This is a genomic window from Njordella aestuarii, assembly GCF_056494165.1.
Genome location: NZ_CM151397.1, coordinates 5,374,516 through 5,389,827 on the forward strand (window position 1 = coordinate 5,374,516; position 15,312 = coordinate 5,389,827).

General features: G+C 50.8%; 9 protein-coding genes. 5 read left to right on the top strand and 4 right to left on the bottom strand.

The features are described 5' to 3' along the window. The first annotated feature begins 256 nt into the window (after positions 1-256). Genes SH451x_RS21060 through SH451x_RS21070 form a run of 3 tightly spaced genes read left to right on the top strand, consistent with a single transcriptional unit; the run spans position 257 to position 5,338 of the window. Positions 257-3,304, top strand: a complete 3,048-nt coding sequence (locus SH451x_RS21060; RefSeq protein WP_479359097.1) for a hypothetical protein — start codon at positions 257-259, stop codon at positions 3,302-3,304. Further along, positions 3,279-3,839: a hypothetical protein gene (locus tag SH451x_RS21065; protein WP_479359098.1), complete on the top strand. Its 561-nt coding sequence runs from the start codon at positions 3,279-3,281 to the stop codon at positions 3,837-3,839. The genes SH451x_RS21060 and SH451x_RS21065 overlap by 26 nt, the downstream gene beginning before the upstream one ends. Positions 3,840-3,874: 35 nt before the next feature. Further along, positions 3,875-5,338 carry a hypothetical protein gene (locus SH451x_RS21070; protein ID WP_479359099.1) on the top strand — a complete coding sequence of 488 codons (1,464 nt, stop codon included), beginning with the start codon at positions 3,875-3,877 and terminating at the stop codon, positions 5,336-5,338. A gap of 17 nt (positions 5,339-5,355) precedes the next feature. Here the strand turns inward: SH451x_RS21070 and SH451x_RS21075 are convergent, their stop codons facing one another. The 4 genes from SH451x_RS21075 to SH451x_RS21090 all read right to left on the bottom strand — a co-directional run bounded on the left by SH451x_RS21075 (position 5,356) and on the right by SH451x_RS21090 (position 11,971). Then, complete coding sequence (locus tag SH451x_RS21075) at positions 5,356-7,227, bottom strand: CRTAC1 family protein (RefSeq protein ID WP_479359100.1); 1,872 nt, start codon at positions 7,225-7,227, stop codon at positions 5,356-5,358. Positions 7,228-7,310: 83 nt separating this feature from the next. After that, entirely contained in the window at positions 7,311-10,316 is a 3,006-nt protein-coding gene (locus SH451x_RS21080; protein WP_479359102.1) for a multiheme c-type cytochrome, read from the bottom strand. Between the two features lie 216 nt (positions 10,317-10,532). Continuing rightward, positions 10,533-11,033 (bottom strand): hypothetical protein, encoded by a 501-nt coding sequence (locus tag SH451x_RS21085; RefSeq protein WP_479359103.1) that lies wholly within the window; start codon positions 11,031-11,033, stop codon positions 10,533-10,535. A gap of 143 nt (positions 11,034-11,176) precedes the next feature. Then, a complete protein-coding gene (locus SH451x_RS21090; RefSeq protein WP_479359104.1) occupies positions 11,177-11,971 on the bottom strand; it encodes a creatininase family protein in 795 nt (264 codons plus the stop codon). 465 nt (positions 11,972-12,436) lie between these two features. On the opposite strand from SH451x_RS21090, the gene SH451x_RS21095 reads away from it, so the two are divergent. Next, positions 12,437-13,315 carry a serine/threonine-protein kinase gene (locus tag SH451x_RS21095; protein WP_479359105.1) on the top strand — a complete coding sequence of 293 codons (879 nt, stop codon included), beginning with the start codon at positions 12,437-12,439 and terminating at the stop codon, positions 13,313-13,315. Positions 13,316-13,396: 81 nt separating this feature from the next. After that, positions 13,397-15,199 carry an AAA family ATPase gene (locus SH451x_RS21100; RefSeq protein ID WP_479359106.1) on the top strand — a complete coding sequence of 601 codons (1,803 nt, stop codon included), beginning with the start codon at positions 13,397-13,399 and terminating at the stop codon, positions 15,197-15,199. Positions 15,200-15,312 lie beyond the last annotated feature (113 nt).

Genomic DNA, 15,312 nt, shown 5'->3' on the forward strand with positions numbered 1-15,312 from the left:
GCAAACCTCTCAAACTAGCTATCCTCTTTACGGAGGACGCTTCGTCTGTAAGCCGATCAACAACGCATCGACGAATCTATCGACTCGCTAGTTTGTATCGGTTCTGCCGTTGGAATCGCTTGAATCAAGATTGCTAATTATTCAACTTAGCTCTGCTTTTCCGGCTTGCGAGTGTTTTGGCACCGCGCAACCGCTATGATAATAATGGATTTCGAGTTTTCCCGACGACGCCTTCCTCTCATCTTGAGTCGCTAAAATGCTTGCAAACTACTCCAGCCTTTGCAAAACGCTCACGATGGCGCTTTGCCTTTTTGCAATTCTAGTGCCCCAAACATGTTGGCAGTCGGCCTGCTTTGGGCAAGTCGCTGCGCCACGATTGGTCTATCCTGTCGGCGACTACCGCGTCGGCAAGGCGTTGCTCTTTGACGGGCGAGTGCAAGCTGCGTCCCACGCGTTCGAGACGTCGTATCGACTTTCAAGGACGCTAGGTGAACGACATGGAATCGACGCTGTTCCAACGCTGTGTCGCAACGGTCAAGCGCTGTATCTATCGGGCGATCTGACTGCAGCGCTGGCCAATGCGAACGCCGGCCTAACGCTCGCCTATAATTGTCAGTATTGGACCGCATATATCGATCACCTGCCAGTTATCTTACGCGCAATAGAGCTTTCCGATGGTCGGATCGCCTGGATAGAAGAAAGGCGAGTTTCGCGATTGGCCAATTATCCGGAAGCTTGGCCAGTTACGATCGGCGCTCAAGCAGTCCTTGTCGAAACCTCGAAGCCAGACGCCACGTTGCTGCTTAGTTATGAGCCGATATGGATCGATGCCATCGAAGTATTTTATAGCCAGGCAATGGCACTGAGGCTACGTAACACCATTCTGGGCAAATTAGCGCAGCACTATGATCTCTCGAAACAGCTGCACTCGATGTATTCCGAATCACGGTCCAACGTGCCCGAACTGCTGCAGCGCTGCCAGAATGTCTGTTTCGGAATCACCTGCCACTCGCTTGGACAAAACGATCGCGCGCGTGCTGCTTTAATACAAAACCTCACCTTGGATAGCGGCTTTGATCATCCGTTGACGGGCATCGCACTGTTGGAACTGGCGACGATCGCTGCGGAGGAACTCGACTACTCGGAAGCTTCCCTGCGTGCGGGCCAGGCGTCGCTATTCTCGGCTCGATTGGGGCAGGGTGATGTTTTGGCCGATTCCTTGCAATTGCTTGCCCGTGTATCCGATGCAATTCAACCGGGATCTGGCCTACCGATTATAGAAGATATCTCAAGTTGGTCTGAAAGCCGATTTGGACTGGTGTACGCAACCGCATTGGCAAGTGCGATCGAATCGGCTTCCATTTCGCATAACACGGCTGCCGAAAGCGCTTACTTTCGACGCTTTGAAAGGCTGGGAAGAAACAATCAAATTGAGTTACCCCATCTAGAAGCCTCGGTGATGCTATCGCAGATCCGCAATCGATTGGCCAGCGGCAATCCCGCAGCCGCTAGAAATCTTTTGTACCAACTCACACGCATCACAAGTGGAACTAACACTAGACCGTCATTGCTCCCTCAAGCAATCCAGGTCGCAGAGATTCAGAGTTCGCTTCGAGAAGGTCGCGTCAGAGCACAATTGCTGTTCGAACGACTTGCCAATACAGCTGCTCGACCATCAAAAAACGAATGGGTCACCGCTCCGTGGCAATCGATCGTTTGGGACAATTTACCTTTAAACGAAATTTACCGACAGCTAGCCGTCAACACGTTCCGCGATTCCGATCCAAATAAATCGATCCAGTTCGTAGCACAGTGGCACGCGCGACAGCTCCGTATCGCCGACCCGCTTGATCACCGCCTATACGCCATCCGCCGCCAATTGATTGCCTCTCCTGATATGTTGCCGGACGTTGAAAAACAAGACTTGCAACGTTTTCAGGCCCGTCTGGGTGACTTGCGAACTCAAAAAGCGTCGATCGATCAACTTTGGGAACTCTTTCAAGCCAGTGTTGCCAATAACGGCCAGAATTGGACAACCGAACAGTACCGACAGTGGCAACAACTGTTGCAATTGTCTGCCGGTTATCACAAAGAGTTGGCATTTGCAGCTTCATTGCCATTAGCCATCCCAGGCGAAGATTCCGATCTGGCCCCAATCAACTTTGAGCATTTGAAAACTTCGATTGGCGAAGGGGAAGCAATTCTTGGTTTTTTCTACGGCACAACACAGACGGCGGCCTACCTTATAACCCGTGACGGCAATTCCTTTTGGACAATTGACGAGCCGCGGCTTACGGAGCTCCTGCGTAATCGCTTGCTAGCCTCTTCAGCAGCGTTTGCCACTTCTCAAGAACTTTGGCAGTCGCTGGACAAAGCCGCTCAATGGCAAGTCGATAGTCGTGAACTCGCCGCGTCGCTCATTCCCGCAGACATAGTCAAGAAGATGTCCCGTATCACCAAGCTCAAAGTCATTCCTGACGCAAACATGTGGACGCTACCATTTGAAATGTTAATTACAGATGGCGGTGATCGCGTACAAGACTGCTGGATCGCGGAGCGGGAGATCAGCTATGCACTGTCGCTGAAAACGGCAGGACTTGCTCCTACGATATCTGGGCCCAATAAAGTATTACTGACTCGCAATAATTTTTACGTCTCAGAAAATGCGGTCGACGACCAACTTCGCCGCAACGTAGCGAGCTCCCTACCACAGGATAATTTGTTGGTTGTGTCACTTGATAAAGATGCGGCTAACAATTTCCAATATGGTCTGTTAAAGGGTGATAGTATCTGCGTCGGTAGCGAGCTGGTCGTTAATCCGAATGGTCGCGCAGAGGCACGAGCAAGCAAAGGTAAGACGGTAGCAATCGTACCAGCAGAACTTGCGGAAATTGAAACCCCAGAGAGTCTAATTTTCCTAGGAAATTCTCCCGAAACAGTGGGCATTTTGCGTAAGGATTTTCGGCCAACACTCAATTGGTTAATTTATCATCGGAACGCCGGAACCAGCCAAATCCTGTTTCGCCAGTGGAACGCTAGTGGTGAGAGTACTGCCACATTCGCGCAGGAATTCCTCAGTCGCTCGACTGACAGCTATGAATCGGCCTATCGATCAAGTATCCTAAATCTGTGGGAATTCGATTTTAACACACAACAAGAACCTCGATTCAGTACCACTAGTCGGCGTCCAGAGCCTCGTTTGTTGGATGGAGACCTTCCGTTATTCTGGGGGGGATGGAAGCTGGTTACAAATTCGCCGTTAGATGCATGGAAACGTGATGCTGAAGTGGACAAGCAAGACTGAGTTGCCCTCGGACATAGAAGACTTCGTAACTGAATATGGTCGTGATCCACTGGAAGGCGACGCTTCACCGTCATCAGACTTAGATTCTCAAGTGACCGCGATCGCGTTGCGAACGGCATCTGGCGACTTGCAAGATGTAATGCGATCTGCGCTTTACTTGGCAGCCAATGCACTCGAGAAGTCACACACGCTTTCGCAGGCGATTCACACTCCGCTCGGCTCCTACCTGCACGGAGTCATGCATCGTCGCGAACACGATTTCAGTAACGCAAAATATTGGTTCCATCGTGCGGGCGCGATCGATATGTCAGCGCAAGTGATGTCGAATCTTGACGCCACCAACCGCACTGAGATCGCAAAACTACTTGCCGATTCTTCCTGGGCTTTCGACCCGGTTCTGCTTACGGACCTACATCAACAGGCCATTTCGCGTAAACTTTCTCCCGATTCGATTGCAGCGATTTTGCAACTCTCTTGGCTGGAATGGTTTGGCATCGTCAGTCTGATAATAGATAGAAGCAGTCAAGCGAAATGAACATAGTCTTCAAGTGCCAGTACTGCAAAACTTCCATGCAGACGTCGCCAGATGCAGTAGGCTTGAAATGCGTCTGTGTCGGCTGCGGAAAACAGACGAGCATTCAGCTTCAGACGGACGAGGAGACAACTCCGGCCCGCGTGAACTCGTTGGCGGCCAAGGGCACGACGTTGTCCGTTGCGTGCCCAACCTGTTCCCAAAAGCTCGATTATCAACGCAGCTTAATCGGAACGAAAGGTTTATGTCGACGTTGTCATGAAGTCTTTCTTTTGCCAGACGAAGGGGGAGAGGTCACAATCGAACAAAGGTCTGCTGACTCGATTGCATTTGAATGCTCGAGTTGCCAACAATTGTTTGAAGGCAACCGCTCGCAAGTTGGCAAGAGAGGCCGATGCACCAACTGCAAAGCGGTCTTCACGATTGAACCGCTTGAGAGAAAGCGTGATTTTGAGTCTGCGGTCGCTCCTACACGAGAAGAAAAATCGCCGCCCGCTCCTGCTCAGTCGTCTCCACCGGCACTCAGCAAGACAACGTCTAAGCGCACCAGAGAGACACAGCACCGCCCAGCCGCCAGTCCCGCGACCTCGTCTCGAGCCAACCGGCCCGCTTTAGTTCCAGCAGAACCGTTGCCCCCCCCCGCCACACAGGAACCTGTGTACGACGCGATTACAAACTGGACAACACAGGGGATGGATGTTTATTCGGCACCGGTCTTGCCACAATATGACACAACTCAGTTTTCATATTCCACGCCGAGCTATCAAGCCCGCGGCGGACTGAATCGATTGACCTTCGGCTCGATCATTGAACACACATTCAATAACCTTTTCCCAGCCCTCTTCTATCTATACCTTCCGGTCTTAATCGCGTTCGGAATGAACCTAGCCCTGAGCGGCATCATGTATGCGTATGGGCTTTACATACAACCAAGCCTGATTTCGATTTCGCAACCTGTTGGCATCGCTGTTGGCATCACTGCAATCGTGCTTTATATCGTGGCGCAGATTGCCGTACAGATTTACATTTACCCTTCGTTTTTCCAGATTGCAAACGCAGCCGTACGGGGCCGTGAGATTACAACCGAACTACTTGATTCCACTGGTGAAGTACGTTGGAAACTCTATGGCTATATCTTGCTCCAGTCCTTGATCATGGCCATGGGTTTCCTGCCTCTCATGGGGATCTTTGTACTTGCGAGTATGGTTCACGTCGTGTTCGCCTTTCCTATCGGAATGGCAGCTGCATTAGTCTATGTCGTCTGTCTCAACATCCTATTGATAGGCGCATGCGCAGTCGTGCAACGCAAGAATGTATTTGATAGCGTCAAGCTCTCGTTTCAGATTACATCCGAGAATTTTGGTCCGTTGCTGTTGCTAGGGATCGTCGAAACGACCGCACTTATTCCAATCAGCATTACCGTCGTAGGACTGATTTTCTTCGTTCCGCAGTACGTCTTGATTCGTTCTGCGGCCATCTATCATTTGGCTGTACGTCGATAGAGCCGATCGGGCTGAGGTCAATCTTCTTGACTGACGACCATCATGTGGTTTAACGCTTCGATCGGTACAACCTGCTTACTTCCATCAGGCCAATCGATTTCCATCTCAGTTGGTTTCGCGTAGCCGAAACCGAAAGAGGCCGGGAGTTCACACTGAGATGCGTAACTGCGGGTTGGGGTGATCCAACGTTGGTAGATTTCACTTCCACTGCGAATGGAAATTTTTGCACCTATTGCCTCGGAGTTTCCTCCTTTGCCTTTCAGTTTTACACGTAGCCAGTTGTGTTCCGTCAGAATATCATTCCGGTATAAGACAGCTTGCTGCCCATTACCAACGAATAAAACGTCGTTGTCACCGTCGTTATCGATGTCGGCATAGCACGCCGCACGCCCCACAAACGGACGCTGAAATTCAGGCCCTGTTTTAGATGCATCGAGCGCGACGAGTTCTGTCGGAGCTTCTCGGCCAGCGTTCCAAAACAGTTGAGGTGATTGCTCATACTTTTGCGATGGTAGAAACTTTGAGATCTCTTCTTCCAAGTGACCGTTGGTACAAACAATGTCTTGCCGACCATCTAAATCCATATCGGCAAAGAAAAGTCCGAACGTTAAAGCCGCCTTGGTTTGAGGTCCGAAGCCGGTCGAAGCGGCTGCGTCAAAGAAATTTGGCGGCGACGTGCTTCGCGAGATATACAAGCTAGACGGCTCGCCAGCAAAGTTTCCGATGGCAATTGCAATGTCTTCGTTGTTTCTATAGTTAGAAACATCTACTCCCATGGCGCCAGTTGCCGACCCCGATCGATCCAGTGCCACCCCAGCGATACCGCCAGATTCGTTGAACGTACCGTCTTTGGCATTTATGAATAAGAAATTTCGAACAGTATCGTTCGCAACGAAGATGTCTGGCCATCCGTCGGCATTGGCATCAACAAGCGCCATCGCAAGACTCTTCGCTTCTGGCACATCGGTGCTAGGGTTTTTGATCAAGAGCCCGGCTGATTCGCTCACCTCTTTAAATCCATCGCTTGTATTGTGGTAGAGAGTCAGGAATGTTCCGCTGAACGAATTTGGTTGCCCATATGCGCGACCAATCCCGGAAAGAGTAAACCCTTGGCTCAAATCTTTTTCACGATCCCAATCAACATAATGCCCGACCAGCAGATCTAGCTTGTTGTCCCGGTCAAAGTCGAACCACATTGCAGGGCAACTCCACTGATCTTCGCCGCCAGTTAGTCCATATTCGGCCGCAACATCGAGAAACTGATTTCCTTGAAGATTTCTAAACAAACGATTGCGACCAACGGCTGTTACATAGATATCAGTCCAGCCATCACCATCAAAATCGCCGAAAGCGGGCGCCATGCCATAGAACGATTTATCTAGACCGACCGATCGGGTAACGTCTTCGAAGTGTCCATCGCCGTCATTGCGATAAAGCGCCATTGTAGGCAGATCGGCTGGCACGTTGCTGCTCCATGGCCAAGCGGTCGAATTGACGAGAAATAGATCTTGATCGCCGTCATTGTCATAGTCCAAGAAACCAGCACCTCCGCCCATAGTTTCAGGCAAGAGTCGCTCACCAGCCTTCCCGTTGTAGTGCTTAAAGTTTATGCCGCTGTTGAGCGTCGCATCAATTAGAGGGATGGCAGGTATCTCACTTTCATTGATGGGATCTCGATAAGTCGGGGAAACGATATTGGTAATTCTCTCGACGGGTTCGCGTTTGCTCATCGAAACAAGCAACGCGATGCCGCCAGCGATTGCACCTAGAGCTACAAAGACCATTAGTGAGCGGCTAAAGGCATAACCAATGACTGCGTCGTCTTCGACGTCATCCCTTTCATTGTTACTTTGAATGGGATTTTGGTATTGATGCTTCGATTCGGACATAGTTCTGAAGTTCGTGCTTTAATAACAGTCAGTTTGTATCGGTTGCGTGTTTCACTCAACGCCTCAGGGCGGCGAGCACTATTCTAATCAATTTCTAGAGGCAAGTTTGTACCACTTGCCGCATTAATAATTTCGGCGACTGGAGGCTGTTTCGCGTCGGAGGAAACTGTCCCATCGTCAGGGGAGGGCTTTTCATCCGAGGCGTTTTCTCTTCGGTGCAAATCGTAGATCACTACTTTTTCTGCGGCGTGGTCCGCAGCTGGATACTTCTTTCGCGCCAGCGGTATCGCTACATCGGAAGCGTTGTCATCCATTTTATAGATCTCATTGTTCCTGCGCGCCGTTTCCGAATCTTTACGTAGGATTTCGGCAGCCTGAACGTCGTCCTCGAATTCTGCTAGACGCAGATACACATCGCGTAGATTTGCCCACGCCGTGTTGTTCTCTGGATCGATTTTCAAAACCTCTTCAAATTGGTTGCGTGCATCAATGAGCAAATTCTCCGCTAGATCGTCCCGACCTCGCAGCGAATGCTTGTCGGCTAAATCGATCAGCACGCCGCCCAGTTGATTGCGAACAACATAATCTTTACTAAAGTCAAAACCTCGTTCACGTCGCTCGGCAGTATCGTCGAACAAAACAGCACGATACATCTTCTCGGCAAGCTCAAACTGTCCTTGTTGGACTGCCAAATCGCCGCTTAACCACGCAAAGGTCCAGGGTGGCGGCGGTGGATCCATCGTCTCTGCTCGCTTCAAAGCATCTGTCGCAGCGTTCAAGTTTCCTTCCGCAAGTAAAGCTCGCGCTGCGTTCAACGCTCCATCGTAGCGCCCCAATGCTTCCACCTGAGCAAATGCCTCGGTTGCTTGACGCAGTTGTGCTTTTTCACGCAGTAGTAGACCAATTCCATAATCGTTCCATCTTTGCCACAGAATTGGCGAATTGGCGTCGTTATCAAAATCCGTCGTCGCCACAGTTCCATCTGTGCGTTCCACCGGAAAGACCACCGTGTCTTCAGCCATCACCGTGATCGGCAATCGATTTAAGCCATCTCCCGTCGGGCCACCATTGGCAAACGAACGATCACCTTCTTTGAAGGCTTGGTTCATAAAGTCGATGTAGCCCTGGTCAAACTTTCGATACTTAAGTGCGACATGAACTTTGATCGGTTGATCAATGTCTTGCGGAACAGCCAATCGATAATGAGCAATTTGCCCCGCTCCCGGAGGTATCTGATTGTTGTAAAGTGCTGTAAATATGTCTTGTGCGTTTCTTCTTGCGATACGATTGCCGTAGCGGTCGATCACGAAGTTGTTGACGAAATGAGACCACGGATCGACGCGACCAGACTGATCTATTTGACCAGAAGCACCAATCACTTGGTCTCCCGCCGTAGCCACAACATCTAACCACAATTCATTCGAGTCTACCGTGCCTTGCGTCAAATGGTGCCCGAGCTTGGTTGTCCGAATCACGGTTTCCAACAAGTACTCGTTTCCAGCGACCAACGTTAGCGTTTCCTTTCCAATCGGGGCTTTCAATGCACCGTCAACTTCACCACCTTCTCGTACGCCAAAAATATCGACTCGGGTCACATCGGTTAAAATCTTTTGTTCCCGCTTAACAATCTCCTGGTCACCTCGCCAATGGGGCAGTGCCGTATTACCACCTGGAAAAAAGTGATCGTGAACCATCCGCTTGCCGTCAACCAATCTAGCGGCGATATCATTGGACTCCCGAAACTCCATATGACAACCATTACAGTTCGTTTCGGCTTTAGGCGGATAGTAGAAGCTTCTCGCGCCATGACCAGAGACACCGCTTAGTAAGAACGAATCATGGTGATTCTGGCCTCTCAAAAACTCCTTATAACCAGTCAATGCCCCTGGGAGATGGACTTTATGGCAAGTACTGCAGAACTCAGTCGTTGTATGAACGGGTTTCAACATTTCTTCCTTGTGGAACGCCGGTTTAGCTTTCACAAGCAACTCGTTGATTCGTTGTAGGAAGGGACTCTCGCTGTATGCGAAAGGATAATGAACTGGTTCTTCGATAACGTAGTCCGCATTGCCACGAGGACTGTTGACTTTCGATATCGCATGGCAAACAGTACAAGTAATACCCGCTTGGCTGGTCGGATGATTCACGTCATCGTAGTTTGGATCATCGAACGCGCCGCTAAAGAAAGGCACGGGGTCGTGGCAACCTGCACACCAACGCGAAGCCTGGACGGTGCCATCGCGGGCGCTTACTACCTTTCGACTCTCTCGCACAGCATAAAGGTACGCGGGGTTGTTAAAAGAGCTAAAGTGATGTGCGCTGTGGAACCAATCGTCATAGATATCACTATGACACTTTTTGCAATAGTCGTCGTTCTGCAGCACTTTGGCTGGGATGAAATTGCCAGATCTAGTTCTAGCTAAAGAAGGTTCGAAATATAGCTCGCCTTCCTTGGGTGCCTCGGCGTTCCAATCCCTTGGGTCTTGCATCTGCGCAAACACCATCACGCCCACGGTAACAACCGTGGCGATGGCAATGCGGCGACCGACATACCATTTGATGCGAGGCCCAACCAAGCGATGTAGCCAATACAGCCAAACTGCGATCAGCGGAGTTATCACGTGCATCCAGTAGACGAACCGTCGGTTGTATTCGCCTTTCATGATGTCAAAGCCGCCGATACGCGTCAGCAAAATCCCCGACACCAAAACCGCGATGGCAATAGCCGTTAACGCATATCCGATCCGAATTGCTCGCTTGTTCCGTCGATTGTGAGACGCTTTCCAGTGAACGAAAGCGAATACGATGACTGGCACAGTGAAGATGAATCCTAACAACAAATGCGCCAGGAACATAAACTGATAGAAGTAGTTCTCAACCACTACACCGCGCCACCACTGCAGGAAAGTGATGCTCGAGAGATAGATGCCGTTGGCCGTGAGCAGTGAAAACAGAGTAAGAACAATGACCAGCACAATCCGCAACCGCGGGCTGACCGCACGCTGAGGCTTGGGCTTGGTGGACGCTGGTGTGCTAGGCCTGACGCCCTCAGCATTCTCGCTGGGCAAGGCAGATTCGTTATGTGTCATATTTACAGCTTGTAGATCGAGAAGGCTTAAAACTCATTATGGTTGCCCGCAATACTATCCAGCCCTTCCCAGTTGGGATGTGAAGCTGAAAAGTGGAACAACATTGCTTTAGCGAGAACTAAATTTCGAATCATCGAGGAATTGCCTCGCAGTTCGGGTCTCGCAGTGGACCTCAAAATCCTGGCGCGCAGAAGCGCGCCCGAAATCAAGCTGTGCCTACTCGGGCGGCCGCTGTAGTGGTGGAAGAGCCACCGAATTAAAAAACCAATCTCCAGGCAGTGCCTTGGCGATAGTATCCTGCCGTTGTTCAAAATCGGTTGAGGTAGAAAGAATCGCGGAGAAGCTAGTTCCGCCCCCGGTCCTGATTAAAACCATCTGATGGGCTGGCTTTTCTTCGGGCGCCCGATTTTTGCATTCTGGGCCGTTGCACATCGGCGGCAACTGTCCGAATCGGATCATTACGCGCCCATCGCGGTATTCGTAGCGACACGGTGGCATCAGGATTAAATCGTCAGCCGACTTGCCGGTCAGCTGGACAAGGTCCACTTGCAAAGCCTCGGCTGGCATCAAACCGCAACGCGCGTGGACAAGACTGCCTGCACAGACAGCAACACAAAAGATCGAAAGCTGCGTTAGTCGCATAAGGGCGCGACTACACTGGCCTTTCAAGCTTTTCTGAAGGATTGCCACCATGTGAGCAGCCATGCTGTCCGTCATCTGTAATCAAGCAAGAATACGAGCTAGCTTAAAGGCAAGGTAACTCGCGTTAAAGTCATAATAAGGACAACCTAGTTCCGCGTCAATCAAATCTAGCGGCTCCAACGAATACTGGACGTCCCGGATGGAGCGCTGGCGGCGGGTCAATCTCCGGCAAACGGAAACAGAGGATCGACTTCTGTGGTGGCTAGCTGTACCAGAAATGGCACGAGTCGCTCGCAGAGAAGTTCCATTGTCTGTCGGCCTTTGTCCGGAGTTGCCTTCAGCGGATTTCCGCTGCCGGAGTTCTTTGTCAACAAGTGCCATGGCCTAGTCATGCTGACCCAACCTTTGCTTAGCGCCTGAAAGCGAAACTCTCGGACAGCACCATCGTCCGCCGAAAGTTCGCCGTCCGCAGTTCGCCCGATCAAGTCTGGACGGATTGCCATGATCAGCGACGTTTCCATTTCGCCTGCATGGTCTTCAGGATGTTCGAATATTTCGCTCGACCGATCCTTCAGTACGGTAAACCAGTTGCACAGGAAGACGTTTGCCTCCGTCTGGCCGTAAATCTCGCGCAGCCATGGCTTCAAATCGTTGCCACCATGGCCATTCATCACCAACAGCTTTCGTATACCGCTTTGAGTAAGCGAGTTCAAGAGATCGGTCAGAACAGTGAAGACTGTTGATGGTTGTAGATTCATCGCGAAAGGGAACTCTCGCAAGTTCGACTCCGTGCCGAAGGGCAGGGCGGGCAAGGCAAGTACTTTCGCCCCCTGCTGCCAAGCGCGGTTACATATCTCGTCGACGATCGCATCAACCTGAAGCGTATCGGTCGCATAAGGCAAGTGTAAATTGTGAGGTTCGGTGGCTCCCAGCGGAAGGATGGCTACCTGCCAATCACAGCTGCGTATTTGTTCAAGATTGGCTTCACCAAGATTCCAAGGCCGTTGTGACATTTATCAATTTCTTTCTCAATTCGCCGTAGTGCTCAAAGGTACTAATGAGTTACTTTGCAGTTCGGCCTAAGTAGTGAATTGGATCATTCAAGTTGTTGAATCGCGTGTCATTTTTCGGGTTTGGAAATTGCAGCGGTCAACGATGCGAAAGCATTCAATGTCAAACTGTAGCGATCGTTCCGCTTAAGCATGAATGATGCGATACAAGGTACGATCAAACAATCGAATTTTGCATCCTAGTTTGCTTTGTACACAGGCCGAACTCGATTATTTAGCCGATAACATCTTTAGCAGTGCGCATAGGAATGCCGACACATTTCTTTTCAATCTGCAAAGTATTTGAGGACTTATTTCGCTTAACCAAATACAATACTGCAGTGGCCGGTTCGATGAGTATTCCGAATGTGATCGGACTATGAAAACTCAACCAGCCTGCTATCAACTTGAGATAGTAGTTCATCTGATATGATCGCACAGAGCATACCGGTAATGGCCAAGTCGCGACGCGACCTTAATCTGCTTCGCCCTCGCCAACGTTTGGGCAAATATCGAATCGAAAAGCGGCTTGCAGAAGGCGGATTCGCTCATGTCTATCAAGCTTTCGACACGATCGAAGGCGTACATGTAGCTTTAAAAATGCCACATCAGTCCAACGTAACAACGTCGTTGCTCGACTGTTTTCAGCGTGAAGCAAGACTCGTTGCTCGGCTGGACCATCCAAATATTCTTCCGATTAAGGACGCCTCGTTTATCGAAGGTCGGTTCGTCATTACCTCGCGTCTTGGTCAGAAGACACTTGGTGACCGGCTGCGGAATCGGATTTCGTTCGCTACGGCAATCCATTTGATCGAGCAAATGATCGAGGCAGTAGCTTACGCTCACCAGAACAAAATCATCCATTGTGACATCAAGCCGGAGAACATGATCCTGCATCCAGATGGACGTCTCCAGTTGATGGATTTCGGTATCGCCAAAGTCGCGCAAAAGACGATCAAGCGGACGATGATTGCATCGGGCTCTGGAACGGTCGGTTATATGGCTCCTGAACAAGCCATGGGACGCCCAAGTGCTCGGTCTGATGTCTTTGCAATTGGCCTGATGATCTACAAGATTCTGACGAACCATTTGCCAGAGTATCCTTTTGATTGGCCGCCCGCAGGATATGCAGTGCTGCGACGCAAAGCACATCCCGACTTTATTGACTTTATCCGTCGCAGTTTGGAAGTCCGGCCGAACCGCCGTTTTCGCGATGGTAACGAAATGTTGCAAGCGTTCCGTCGACTGAAGCCGCGTATCAAACGTTTTGGTGCTAAACGAACGGGTAAGGCCGCCACCAAAGTCTGATTTCCCCGTATACTAATCCGCAGAATTTCGTGAGCGTCGGTCGCGGCGCTCAACTAACGCACTCTGCAAGGATTACTTCTCGTGGGAAACATCGACGTGCAGCTGTCGACTCAGGATTTGCCAACCGCTAGCTACGATTTTTACAAGCAGCTTGCACGCGTCATCAATTCTGGCCAGTCGCGTGCCATCGTTCTGGGCGGCAATATCAATGACCTCTATTTTGATGGTCAAGCTTATGTGCCTCTGATTCCGTATTTGCTGGCCAAAACAAAAGTCGACGGCCTGATTCAAGTCACCTATGAATTGAATGGGCCAGTTCGGCTGAGTGACGCCGACAAGACAAAACTCCGCGACGCCTGGGCCGCATGGAAGCATGGCGTGACCGTCGATGCGATGGCGCTTCGTGAAGTTCTACCCGACGGTTCCAAGTTCGATCTTCGCCGCCGCGAGTTCGATCAATACCTTCGCGATGCGCTTGGCAATGCCACGCAAGCCCTCGAATTTCTCCGCCAGCTCACGATTTGTTCGCGCGAAGCCTTGCGAGAGAATTTGATGATCTTCATTGAGGCTGCGGACATGCTGCTGCCTGCTGGAGACGGTGATGTCGCGCGTTTGAACGATTCGCAACTTCGCCGCATCGCAATCGTGAGCGACTGGTTGAGCGATCCAGCTTATTACAACGGCAAGGATACGCTGATTCTCATTTCCGAAAGCCGTTCGCAATTGCATCCGCGCGTTTCGCGTCTGCCTCAGATGCTCTCAATCCAGATCCCTTCACCCGATACGCATTCGCGCCTGCACTTTTTGAACACGCATGCAGCCAAACATGGTGGCGGCAAAGAAGGAACTGAGGAGGACCGGAAAACGATTGCGGCGTCCACCGCAGGCTTAACTTTACACGCATTGCGTCAACTCGTTCTGGTGTCGGACTATTTGGCAAAACCGATTGATCGTGATGACACGACAGCCCAAGTCGAAGCCTTCATTCAAGCTCAACTGGGAGAGGACGTTGTCGAGTTCAAAAAGCCTCAACATAGTCTGCGTGACGTTGTCGGTTTTTCGCAGCTCAAGACTTTTCTTGACGAATACATGCTCCCGCGGCTTCGCTTGGGAGATGACCGCGCGCTGCCTGGCGCAGCGATTGCCGGTCCAATCGGCAGCGGAAAGACCTTCATTTTTGAAGCGGTCGCGGCCGAAATGGGAATGCCTGTCCTGGTCCTCAAAAGTATTCGCAGCCAGTGGTTTGGACAAACCGATGTTATCTTCGAACGGCTTAAACGCGTTTTAGAGTCGCTCGAAAAGGTAGTGATCTTCGTCGACGAAGCCGACACTCAGTTCGGAGGCGTCGGTGCAGGTGCTCACGAAACAGAGCGACGGCTAACGGGCAAGATCCAGGGGATGATGAGCGATCCTCTGTTGCGCGGGAAAGTCATCTGGCTGCTGATGACAGCAAGAATTCATTTGCTATCACCAGACATTCGGCGGCCTGGTCGCGTCGGCGATTTGATTATTCCGATCCTCGATCCAACGGGCCAAGATCGACTCGATTTTATTCGCTGGATGCTGAAGCCCACAGGGCTTGTCAGCGACGAATTGGTGACATGGTTAGATCAGGAAGGGTTGGAAGTCGATATGTCGTCGGCAGGTTACGCCGCGATGCGAAGCCAGTTCAAGGCGATTCCCCCGACAACCGAAGAAGAGCTGAAGCATGCGATTTATGATTTTCTGCAACCGGCGATTCGACAAACACGCCGGTATCAGACTCTGCAGGCACTCGTAAACTGTACGCGGCGCTCGCTGCTACCAAACCCAGAAGTCACCGAGCAGGAACGTGCTCAATGGGAACAAGAGATTCGCAGCCTTGAAGCGATGGGTATTACCTAAGTGATCATGCAATTTTCCGAAGGAATGAACTTCGGGAACGAATTTGCTATGATACATTTGCAATCTCGCAATCGACTCGTTCACTTTTTGTCTCGCCTTGATGATTAAGGAAT

Coding starts and splice junctions, on each gene's coding strand:
- SH451x_RS21060 (WP_479359097.1), top strand. CDS start 257: ATGCTTGCAAACTACTCCAGCCTTTGCAAAACGCTCACGATGGCGCTT.
- SH451x_RS21065 (WP_479359098.1), top strand. CDS start 3,279: ATGCTGAAGTGGACAAGCAAGACTGAGTTGCCCTCGGACATAGAAGAC.
- SH451x_RS21070 (WP_479359099.1), top strand. CDS start 3,875: ATGCAGACGTCGCCAGATGCAGTAGGCTTGAAATGCGTCTGTGTCGGC.
- SH451x_RS21075 (WP_479359100.1), bottom strand. CDS start 7,227: ATGTCCGAATCGAAGCATCAATACCAAAATCCCATTCAAAGTAACAAT.
- SH451x_RS21080 (WP_479359102.1), bottom strand. CDS start 10,316: ATGACACATAACGAATCTGCCTTGCCCAGCGAGAATGCTGAGGGCGTC.
- SH451x_RS21085 (WP_479359103.1), bottom strand. CDS start 11,033: ATGACGGACAGCATGGCTGCTCACATGGTGGCAATCCTTCAGAAAAGC.
- SH451x_RS21090 (WP_479359104.1), bottom strand. CDS start 11,971: ATGTCACAACGGCCTTGGAATCTTGGTGAAGCCAATCTTGAACAAATA.
- SH451x_RS21095 (WP_479359105.1), top strand. CDS start 12,437: ATGATCGCACAGAGCATACCGGTAATGGCCAAGTCGCGACGCGACCTT.